This is a genomic window from Veillonella sp. S13053-19, from assembly GCF_002959835.1.
Taxonomy (GTDB): domain Bacteria; phylum Bacillota; class Negativicutes; order Veillonellales; family Veillonellaceae; genus Veillonella; species Veillonella rogosae.
The window spans coordinates 151,745-163,517 of record NZ_PPDA01000008.1 but is presented as its reverse complement, the minus strand read 5'-3'; the positions used below and the strand labels follow the sequence as shown (position 1 = coordinate 163,517).

Here is an 11,773-nt window from a genome sequence, read left to right as displayed (position 1 = left end):
ATTAATAAATGAACGACTTAGTTTAATCCCCCCAAGCCATGGTGGCTGGTTTTTTGGATTATTACTAAGTCGTTCTTTGTTTAAACATAGTACTATATTTAGTAGGAAAAGTACAAAAAGAACCCCTTATAAACCTATGAATTACAATCTTTTTAAGAAGATTATAATCAAAATTGTTATAAGGGGTTCTTTAGTATGCACTTACGTGCTAAATCGTATTAAATTAACGTTTAGGAGCATCTTCAACGCGAAGCAAGCAGTCGCCAGATTCGATACGGCTACCTTCACGTACAAGAATTTCTTCTACGATACCATCCATTGGAGCTGTAATTGTTGTTTCCATCTTCATTGCTTCTGTAACGATCAATGGCTCACCTTTAGCTACGGATTGACCATTCTTAACGAGAATCTTAACAACAGAGCCAGACAATGTGGCACCGATTTCACCAGGGTTAGATTCATCAGCTTTACGACGAACAACACCAGTAGTCTTAGCATGTTTATCATGAACCTTAATACTACGAGGTTGACCATTGAACTCGAACAATACAATACGATTACCATCTTCATCTGGTTCAGAGAAACCGTTCATTTTGATGATAAGGGTTTTACCTTTTTCGATAGTTACTTGAATTTCTTCGCCCCGTTTCATACCAAAGAAGAATGTTGGAGTATCAAGTACAGATACATCACCAAAGTCTTTTACAAATTTGTTGTAATCTTGGTAAACCTTAGGGTACAAGCAGTATGCACTGATATCTTCATCAGTTGTTTGAGCACCCATTTCACTCAATTCATGGCGAATATGTTCAAAGTCTGTTGGAGGCAATACTGCACCTGGACGAACTGTGATTGGTTTTGCACCTTTCAAGATAATTTTTTGTAACTCTTCAGGGAATCCTTGGTACGGAGTGCCAAGACGACCTTCAAAGAATTCAACTACGGATTGAGGGAAGTCTAATACATCGCCCTTTTCGTAAATATCTTTTTCAGTCAAGTTATTTTGTACCATGTACAATGTCATATCGCCTACAACTTTAGAGGATGGCGTTACTTTGATGATATCACCAAACATCATATTTACTTGGTGGTACATTTTCTTAATATCAGCCCAACGGTCACCAAGACCTACCATCTTAGCTTGTTGTTGCAAGTTGGAATATTGACCACCTGGCATTTCATGTTGATATACTTCAGTGTTAGGATATGCTTCTGCTTTATCTACACCTTTGTAGTAAGGACGAATACTTCCGAAGTAATGAGACATTTCTTCCATGTAATCAATGTTCATTTCAGGTTGACGGTCATGTCCACTCAATGCATAGTACATGGAGTTCATACTAGGTTGAGATGTACCATTAGCAAATGCAGAGTATGCCAAGTCGATAACGTCTACACCAGCATCTACAGCGCGACCATAGGAATAGATAGCATTGCCAGAACCTTCATGTGTATGTAAATGAATCGGTACAGTAACAGCATCTTTTAAGGCAGATACAAGATTATATGCCGCTTGAGGTTTCAAAAGACCAGCCATATCTTTAATTGCGATGATATTAGCACCTGCTTTTTCAAGCTCTTTCGCCATGCTTACATAATAGTCCAAGTTGTATTTTGTACGAGAACCATCAAGAATATCACCAGTGTAACACAATGCAACTTCAGCTAATTTATTTTGTGCACGTACTTCATCGATTGCTACATGCATATTATCGAGACTATTCAAGCTATCAAATACGCGGAATACGTCAACACCATTGGCTGCAGCACGTTGAATAAATTGGCGAACAACATTATCAGGATAAGATGTGTAGCCTACCGCATTGGCACCGCGAAGAAGCATTTGAAGCAATGTATTAGGCACTTCACGACGGAACATACGCAAGCGTTCCCATGGATCTTCATGTAAGAAACGATAAGATACGTCAAATGTAGCACCGCCCCAACATTCTAGGGAGAATAAGTTAGGCACACCTTTTGCAGCATGACCAGCTACGCGAGCCATATCGATTGTACGAAGACGTGTAGCAAACAAGGATTGATGAGCATCACGCCATGTAGTATCTGTGAAGAATACTTGTTTTTGTTCAGATAACCATTTGCTGAATTTTTCTGGACCAAGTTCATCCAATTTTTGTTTAGTACCAGCCGCTGGACTTACATCTAGAGTTGATGGCATTTGAATTGGCTCAAAGTCAGGAACTGCTTGAGGACCTGCACCAGAGTAACCATTGATTGTAACGTCAGCAATGTAACGCAACAATTTTGTACCACGGTCACGATCTGGTTTCAATTCGAACAATTCAGGATGTTCTTCAATGAAGTTTACGTTGTAAGAACCGCTTTGGAATTCAGGATGTTCCAATACATTGATCAAGAAGTGAATATTTGTTTTTACGCCACGAATACGGAACTCTTTCAAGCAACGAAGCATTTTACGAATTGTTTCTTCGTTATTAGGGCCGAATGCAGTTGCTTTTACAAGCAAAGAATCATAGTAAGGTGTTACTACAGCGCCTGTGAAAGCATTACCGGAGTCGAGACGAATACCAAAACCACCGGAACTACGATAAGCCAAGATTTTACCTGTATCAGGCATGAAGTTATTCTTAGGATCTTCTGTAGTGATACGACATTGAATAGCAGTACCTTTACAAGGAACTTGATCTTGCTCTGGAATACCCACCTCTGGGCTATGTAAATTATAGCCTTCAGCAATTCTAATTTGAGCGTGAACAATATCAATATCTGTAATCATTTCTGTTACAGTATGTTCTACTTGAATACGAGGGTTAACTTCGATGAAGTAGAAGTTACCATCAGCTGTTACCAAGAATTCTACTGTACCAGCATTAACGTATTCAACGTTTTTCATGATTTTAACTGCAGCATCACATACAGCTTTACGTGTTTCTAAAGACAACGCAAATGCTGGTGCCATTTCAACTACTTTTTGATGACGACGTTGAACAGAGCAGTCACGTTCATGTAAATGAACTACATTGCCATGTTCGTCACCTAAGATTTGAACCTCAATATGTTTAGGTTCTACGATGAGTTTTTCTACATATACATCATCGTCACCGAATGCTGCTTTCGCTTCAGACTTAGCGCGATCATATGCATCACGAAGGTCTTCTTTGCGATGAACTTCACGCATACCACGGCCACCGCCGCCATTAACGGCTTTAATCATCAATGGGAAGCCATGTGTATTAGCGAATTCTTCTAATTGAGCATAATCTTTTAACGCTCCATCAGAACCAGGAATCATTGGGATTTGTGCTAATTTCGCTTGCTCACGAGCATTAACTTTATCACCAAACATATTTAAGTGTTTGATTTTTGGGCCGATAAAGATAATACCTTCTTCTTCGCATCGACGAGCAAAGCCTTCATTTTCAGATAAGAAACCATAACCAGGATGGATAGCATCGATGTCATGTTCTTTTGCAATACGGATGATATCTTCAATGTCGAGATATGCGTCAACTGGTTTTTTACCTTCCCCTACGAGGTAAGCTTCGTCAGCTTGGTTACGATGCAAGGATAATGTATCCTCTTTAGAATAAATGGCTACAGTTTTAATACCCATTTCATTACATGCACGGAACACGCGGATCGCAATCTCACCACGGTTGGCAACCAATACGGATTTAATTTTTCTCATGTATTGCCTCCTACTAGCTTCCACAATTGTGAACTATCAGCTTTCAATTTTATTGATATATGAATATTTCCTATACTTATAGATAAAATAATATGTTTGGATAGCTCATCAAAATTTATGATGAGTTTTATATTCATAATAACATATAACTATTATACAATATTTTCAGTATATTTAAAGGATTATATCAATAATGAAAGTATAAAATACTATTTTTGTTGTTCATTACAAAAAATCATATGTCTTTTATCGATGCACATCGAATTAATTCTATTTTCTATATTATTTACCACCTAAAAAATGATTCATCAATCGATTTAGTTGCTCTTGATCATTAGCACCCATTAACTCACGGGCAGAATGCATTGCTAATAATGGTAAGCCCACATCGATGGTACGCATTGGCAACATAGCGGAAGAAATAGAACCTACCGTTGAACCACCAGGAACATCTGAACGATTTACATAAATTTGATACGCTGCACCTGCTTCTTCACAAAGCCCCTTAACGATAGCAATTGCTCTTGCATCCCCTGCATAAGATTGACTACATGCAATTTTAAGGGCAAGCCCTTTATTAAGGATAGGAATATTAGTGATATCGTTTTTCTCCGGATAATTAGGATGTAATCCATGAGCTACATCAGAGGAAATCATAAAGCCTTTAGAGATAAAACTGTCCATCTCTTGATTAGAATATCCTAATGCGTCATACAAACGTTTAATAAGGTTAGGTAAAAGCATTCCTGCCCCACCTTGTTTTGTACGACTACCTACTTCTTCATTATCAAAGAGAATAGCACAACGTACACCATTAGCATTATGTTTACGAGCTTGAATAATACCAGATAATACACCAAAGCAAGATGTTAAATTATCTAACCGAGGAGCACTAATGAAATCACTTTCTATGCCAAGTACACAGCCTTGCTCTGCAGGATATAAGGTCATTTCATAAGATAATATTTCAGAAGGATCACAATCTACTTCATCAGCTAAAAAAGTACTCCACTCATCATATTGAGCCTTGGTGTCAGGGAATAAACTTGGATTTCTATTATCAACAAAACCTCTTTCACCATTATCATCTTGTTGGGACGCCATCATCATAATGGGAAGCATTTCTTTTTGACGATTTAGTTTAACCCCATCATTGACAGAGCGATTCATGTGAATTGCCAAATTGGGAACGATAGCAATCGGCCGTTTTGTATCAACTAGTACAGAATCAACATCAAAGGCATTATCACCTTTTAATACGACAGTACCTGCAGCACCTAATGGACGATCTAACCATGTGTTTTCAATGAGACCACCATACATTTCCACATTTAACTTGGTATAGCCTTTCACAGTTGTAACAGGATTAGGTTTAACACGAATAGCAGGGAAATCAGTATGAGCCGAAGCAATACGCAATGTAGCTTCAGGTTTCTTGCCTATATGAAAAGCAAACAATGTAGTGCCAAAAACATTTACTACATAAGAACCCGAATCTAGTTGCCACTCATCATCTAAACTCAGTTCAGTAAAACCAGAATCTAACAACATTTGTAAACTTGTATCTACCGTATGGTACGGTGAAGTACAAGCACCAATATATTTTAGTAACTGTTCATTATCAAACTTCATAATTCCCTCCTACGCACAAATACAATTTGTACAATATCATGAATAGTTTTAAATTCGTTCAATTTTATAGGTTATTTACTTTTATAATTTTACGATATATACATTAATAATATATTAATTACTAATATTTTATCATAAAAAAGCCGCCCCTTTCGGAGCGGCTTTCAACATACATTGTAAATACATACAACTCTAAATCATTAAAATTTACAATTATACATACTACGACCATATAAAATTATCAGGATTACTTCTTACCACATGCCAATCAATTTCATCCATACGGAACCAAGGCCCATGAAGATGATTAAGTTGATTACGGATGCAAAGAAACCTAGTTTCCACCATGTATTTTGAGGAACATAACCAGTGTTAAAGATTACTGGGGATGGACCTGCTGCATAGTGAGTTAAGGACATACACAAGTTAGATGTGAATGCGATCATCAACAATGTCAACATTGGTGGTGCACCTGCAGAAATAGCGATTGCAGAGAATGCTACGAACATTGCAGAAATATGTGCTGTTAAGGATGCAAATACATAGTGTGCATACGTATTAACAAGAACTGCTATAACAAAAGCAATCACCCAAGAACCTTCAGGGATAACGCCACCCACTTGAACTGTGGCCCATTTAATGAAGCCCAATTTGGAAAGGAAACCGGCAAAGCCCATCAATGTACCCATCCAAACTAATGTATCCCAAGCACCTTTTTCACTTTTAACATCGTCCCAAATAAGAACGCCTGTAGCAAGCAAAATAGAAATGCCCAAGAATGCAACAGTTGTTGCATCAAGTTTAGTGAATTGAGATGTAGCCCACAATACTAAAGCTAAGATAAATACGCCAAGCATAACCCATTCTTGGAAGGACATTTTACCAAGACCTTTTAACTCTTCACGAATCATTTGTTGTGCTTCACGAGCATCTGTGATTTCAGGTGGATATACTTTGTAAATGAAGTACGGCATAATAAGCAATGCAATGATACCAGGCACGATGGCAGCCATAGCCCAATCACCCCAAGTAATGCCAATACCAAAGGATTGAAGTGCTAAAGCAGCAACCAAGGTATTACCAGCCATGGATGTTTGGAACATAGCAGATGTAATCGTATTTACTTGGTAAATAGATTGCATCAAGAAGGAACCAATTTTACGAGGACCATCTTGAGGCTCAGAACCGAAAGCTTTTGCCAAACTTGTAGTAATAGGCATGATAACGCCACCCACACGAGCTGTGTTAGATGGTGTTGCTGGGGCCAAAATCAAATCAGATAAAGCCAATGCGTATGCTAAACGTAATGAACTGCTACCAAAAGCAGAAATCAAGTTATACGCAATACGTTTCCCCAAACCAGTTTTAATAAAGCCACGAGAGAATAAGAAAGCGCCTACGATTAACCAGATAGCAGAGTTAGCAAAACCAGAGATAGCTTCGCCGATTTTCAACGTACCTGTCAAAGCAGCCACAGTAATAACAACGATGGATACGCCACCAATCGGCAATGGCTGAGTAATAAAGCCTACGATAGTAGCAACAAAGATGGCGAATAAATGCCAAGATTGAGGAGTTAACCCCTCTGGAGTCGGAATAAACCAAAGGCCTAACCCGAAGGCCGCTGGAATAATCCAGTTTAATAGTTTTTTCATACACATACCTCCTACATAGGAAAAAACCAAAATATATTTATATCTTCTTATGATAAATATAATATATTACAAAATAAAAATATGTGAGAAAAAGCTGTGCATCACTAGGTATGCACAGCTTTCATTATCATATAAATCCTATTCAGGTAGAGATACGTTCTCTAAGTTTGTTTTTTCGATAGACTCAATATCACCTTGGTCGCAAAGGTTTGCAATAGTTGGATCAATTGGTAAACGGTTCAACAATAATAGACCGTATTTTTGAAGGATTTCTTCAATGTGGCTTTCACCAAAGATTTGGTAATCCTTACCGTTATCTGGGCAATGGAAATAAGAGTAGTTTTCCACTACACCAATAATAGGCACTTGCATTAAATCAGCCATTTTTACTGCTTTTTCAACAATCATGGATACCAAGTCTTGAGGAGATGTAACGATGATAATACCATCCAATTTCAAGGATTGGTAAACTGTAATCGCTACGTCGCCTGTTCCTGGTGGCATATCAACGAATAAATAATCGATGTCTTTCCAAATTACATCTGTATAGAATTGTTTTACAACATTGCCTAGAATAGGACCACGCCATAAAACAGGGTCTGTATCGTTTTCCAAAAGGAGGTTAACAGACATAACGTCAATACCGCCTTTAGATTTTACAGGATACATGCCAATTTCGTCAGCATATGCTTTTTCCTTGATGCCGAACATCTTAGGAATGGAAGGACCTGTAATATCCGCATCGAGGATACCTACTTTGTAACCTTTACGCGCCATTGTAATGGCCATCAAGCTCGTAACGGAGGATTTACCTACGCCACCTTTACCAGATACTACGCCGATTACATGTTTAACAGAACTAAGCTCGTGTAATTGAGCTGTAAGATCTTGAGGTTGTTGAGGAGCGCCGCCACCGCAACCAGAAGATTGAGATGGGCATCCGCCACAATCACTGCTGCTACCGCAACCCATAGTATACACCTACTTTCTTGGAGGAACTACCTCACATCTATATGTAAAACCTTTTGTTTATATGGTAAATACAATGTATCTACTGTTACATTGTATCACGTCATATCAAAAATTATCAATATATTACTCGCCACAGAATTCTTTAGTTAAAGCACCTAGAATTTCCATGCCCTTTGTAATTTCTTCTACAGTTGGCACCGTATAGCTCAAGCGGAACGCATGGCCTTCCCCTGCACCATCTGCTGCAAAGGCACCACATTTAATAATCCCTACATTGCGGTCCATACATGCTTCAAAGAAGTCATCACAGTTAACTTCAGCTGGCATAGTCATCCATGCAAACATACCTCCTGTAGGCTTAGTTAAATGAACTTTAGAACTGGCATACTTGTCAAAAGCGTTAAGTAAAGCATCGCATTTCATTTTATATACTTTGCGCACATTATCTAAATGCTCATCATAGTCAATGGTATCTAGCACTTTAGCCACAACTTTTTGAGTGACTAATGGCATTTGACCTGCTGTATTATTTTTTAATGCTTGAATAGCTTCTATTACCTTCGCTGGGCCAAATAAGAAACCTACACGCAAGCCTGCAGATAATGTCTTGGAATAAGAACCTGCATAAAGAACGCGATCTTCTGAATCAAAAGATTTAAAGGTCGGGATGTATTCTCCAGCAAAGCGAATTTCACCATATGGATCATCTTCATAGATAAACAAATCATACTTAGATGCAATAGCGTAAATTTCTTTACGGCGTTCCAACGGCATCGTAATGCCTGTTGGATTTTGGAAGTTAGGAATGAGATAAATATATTTTCCCTTGCCAGATTGAGCAGCTTTCTCTAATTCACTTGGAATCATACCGTGCTCATCTGTTTTAATACCTAATGCTTTACCACCCATGTTTCGTACAGAATTAATAGCACTAGTGAAAGTAAACTCATCCATATATACTTCATCGCCTGGTTCTAATACAGTAATTGGTACAAGACCTAATAATTGACCAGCCCCATTAGAGATAATGAGCCCTTGACCTTCTGGGTTCATCTTATGTGTTTTTACTAAACGCTTCAATGTTAGCTCAGCTAGTCGGGCATCGCCTTGCATAGGCCCATATTGTAAAAGACTCATAGGATTGGAGTGAACCACTTCATCAAAAGCCTGTTCAATAACCTCAACAGGAATGGCTTCAGGTGCAGGATTACCAATACCAAAGCTGATAAAACCTTCTACCCCTACACCACGTTCAAATACTTCACGAATAAAATTAGGACCTTTTAAGGTAACCCGTTCAGGAAGAGAAAAGCTCATACTATCGCCTCTTTCATATATAATAAGTTCAAAATTTTAACTAAGATTAGAAATTGTTATGCCTTAGGATCGTGCTCTTGTTCAGCATTTTTCTTATTGATGTAGTTCTTATATACTTTCCAAAGAATGAAGTATACAATACCTGCAACAACTACGATGATTCCTAATCGCCCCATATTCTCTTGGAAATTTACAATATCTGTACCGATAGCTACTTCAAGAGCTGTAGATGGAAATTTCCCGATTAAATTTGCTAAGATATAGTCTCTCGGTTTGATTTTACTAATGGCACCAAGTGCTGTGATCACACCAGATGGAAAATATGGTAAGGATCTGGCAAATAACATGACCACAAAACCATTTTTACCGGAAAAATCATCTACTTTCATCAATACTGTACTCTTAGCAATAAGCTTATCTGCTGTATCACGTAAAAAGTACCGCATAATATAAAAGCTAATGACTACGCCAATCGTTTCTGCTAGCCAAGAAATGATAATCCCTGGCCACATGCCAAATACTAGACCATTCGCAGTAGAAATAAAAATGGATGGTAAAAAACCTACCGCATTGACGAAAATATCGAGAACCATACTCACAACCATAGCCATAGGACCAAAGCTTTGAATATATTCTGCTATTTCCTCCATAGAACCACTTGTCGCCAAGTGCCACATGGTTGGATAAAATGTAGGATCTATTATATTTATGACAATTAATAGGACAATAAAACCTAGTCCTGCTATTAACTGTACCCAACCCTCACCAGAAGGCTTTAAATTTCTTTTACTCATATATACCTCGTATTAAAAAGACTAGCTTAATTATATCACGTATTCTATAGACACGTTATATATAGTTATCCGCCTTTGATTCCAATCTAATTAGCATAAAAATAATTGAAAGATGTATAATACAATTATAACAAGAATATTCTTAACGGAAAGAAGGTATATTATGGTATCAGCAGGTCAAACAGCTACAGCAACTGTTACAGTAACAGAATCTAATATTGCAAAAACTATGAAATCTGGTTCTTTAGAGGTCTTTGCTACACCAGCTATGTGTGCTCTTATGGAAGAGGCAGCACAAGCGGCAGTACAACCCCATTTAGAAGAAGGAGAAGGCACTGTAGGTATCTCCCTATCGATCACTCATGAGGCTCCTACTCCCCTTGGTGCAATAGTAACAGCGAAAGCGACGGTAAGTGCTGTAGAAGGTCGTAAAATCACCTTTGATATTGAAGCCTCTGATGGCGTAGGTATCATTGGTCACGGCACACATGAACGCTTCGTTATTAACAACGAAAAATTTATGGCTAAAGTAGCAAGCCGAGCAAAATCTAACTAAATAAAACTAGAATATGTATCCATCAAAATCAATAGTTTAATACTATCTCTATTGGAATAAATAACGGCATCTATCAGACGATAGATGCCGTTTTTATTACTTTCACATTTACATAATTCAAAAAAGAATTAGCAAATTTCAACAATCCAACCTTCTGGCGCTTCAATTTCACAGTGTTGAATGCCGAGTAATGTGTCATATAATTTTTTAGTGATAGGCCCCATATCATCCATACCAGCAGGTACATGGATATCACCATTTTTAGTGTGAATCAAACCTACAGGAGAGATAACTGCTGCTGTACCACAAAGACCAATTTCTGCAAAATCTTTCAATTCATCTACGTGTACAGGACGATGTTCCACCTTCATGCCAAGGTAATGTTCTGCTACGTACATCAAGGAACGACGTGTAATAGATGGCAAGATACTATCAGATTTAGGTGTTACTAATTTGCCGTCTTTTGTAATAAAGATAAAGTTAGCACCACCAGTTTCTTCAACATGAGTTCTAGTAGCCGCATCAAGGTACATGTTTTCTGCGTAACCTTCGTTGTGGGCGTCTGTAATAGCGTACAAGCTCATAGCATAGTTTAAGCCCGCTTTAATATGACCAGTACCATGTGGAGCGGCACGGTCAAAATCAGTAGTACGGATTTTAATCGGTTTAGCACCACCTTTGAAGTAAGGACCTACTGGTGTAGTTAAGATACGGAATTGATATTCATCTGCTGGTTTTACGCCGATAACAGCATTTGTACCCATCATGTAAGGACGAACATAAAGGCTTGCACCGTGACCATATGGAGGAACAAAGTCTTTGTTTGCTTTTACCACTTCTTTTACAGCCTCAATAAAGCGACCTTCAGGTAATTTAGGCATTACAAGACGTTCTGCAGATTCATCTAAACGAATTGCATTAAGATCTGGACGGAAACATACAATACGTCCGTCTTTAGTATAATATGCTTTTAAACCTTCAAAAATAGTTTGGGCATATTGGAATACACCAGCACATTCGTTTAATACAACATTAGAATCAGTGATTAAAGCACCTTCATCCCATTTACCATCTTTATATGTAGTCAAATAACGGTAGTCGGTTTCTACATAACCAAAACCGAGATTATCCCAATCAATATTCTTGCTCATAACAATAACCTCCATGCTTATTAATA

Annotated in this window: 8 protein-coding genes; 1 reads left to right on the top strand and 7 read right to left on the bottom strand. The window is 38.0% G+C overall.

What is annotated here, in order from left to right:
* Positions 1-223 precede the first annotated feature (223 nt).
* The 6 genes from VEHSUH06_RS04200 to VEHSUH06_RS04175 all read right to left on the bottom strand — a co-directional run bounded on the left by VEHSUH06_RS04200 (position 224) and on the right by VEHSUH06_RS04175 (position 10,040).
* Positions 224-3,670 carry a pyruvate carboxylase gene (locus VEHSUH06_RS04200; protein ID WP_105097885.1) on the bottom strand — a complete coding sequence of 1,149 codons (3,447 nt, stop codon included), beginning with the start codon at positions 3,668-3,670 and terminating at the stop codon, positions 224-226.
* A gap of 282 nt (positions 3,671-3,952) precedes the next feature.
* Positions 3,953-5,302, bottom strand: coding sequence for a M18 family aminopeptidase (locus VEHSUH06_RS04195; RefSeq protein ID WP_105081084.1), 1,350 nt, complete (start codon positions 5,300-5,302; stop codon positions 3,953-3,955).
* A 254-nt stretch (positions 5,303-5,556) separates the two neighbouring features.
* Positions 5,557-6,957 carry an anion permease gene (locus VEHSUH06_RS04190; protein WP_009372098.1) on the bottom strand — a complete coding sequence of 467 codons (1,401 nt, stop codon included), beginning with the start codon at positions 6,955-6,957 and terminating at the stop codon, positions 5,557-5,559.
* Between the two features lie 138 nt (positions 6,958-7,095).
* A complete protein-coding gene (locus tag VEHSUH06_RS04185; protein ID WP_009350926.1) occupies positions 7,096-7,929 on the bottom strand; it encodes an Mrp/NBP35 family ATP-binding protein in 834 nt (277 codons plus the stop codon).
* A gap of 123 nt (positions 7,930-8,052) precedes the next feature.
* Positions 8,053-9,246 carry a PLP-dependent aminotransferase family protein gene (locus VEHSUH06_RS04180; RefSeq protein WP_105097884.1) on the bottom strand — a complete coding sequence of 398 codons (1,194 nt, stop codon included), beginning with the start codon at positions 9,244-9,246 and terminating at the stop codon, positions 8,053-8,055.
* Positions 9,247-9,302: 56 nt separating this feature from the next.
* The gene (locus VEHSUH06_RS04175) at positions 9,303-10,040 is read right to left on the bottom strand and encodes a TVP38/TMEM64 family protein (protein ID WP_105097883.1); all 738 of its coding nucleotides are present in this window, start codon (positions 10,038-10,040) and stop codon (positions 9,303-9,305) included.
* Between the two features lie 163 nt (positions 10,041-10,203).
* Here VEHSUH06_RS04175 and VEHSUH06_RS04170 point away from each other — a divergent pair, with 163 nt between their 5' ends.
* The gene (locus tag VEHSUH06_RS04170; protein ID WP_009372134.1) at positions 10,204-10,596 is read left to right on the top strand and encodes a thioesterase family protein; all 393 of its coding nucleotides are present in this window, start codon (positions 10,204-10,206) and stop codon (positions 10,594-10,596) included.
* Positions 10,597-10,724: 128 nt separating this feature from the next.
* On the opposite strand, the gene VEHSUH06_RS04165 is transcribed toward VEHSUH06_RS04170, so the two are convergent.
* Positions 10,725-11,747, bottom strand: coding sequence for a branched-chain amino acid aminotransferase (locus tag VEHSUH06_RS04165; RefSeq protein WP_105097882.1), 1,023 nt, complete (start codon positions 11,745-11,747; stop codon positions 10,725-10,727).
* Between the last annotated feature and the right edge of the window lie 26 nt (positions 11,748-11,773).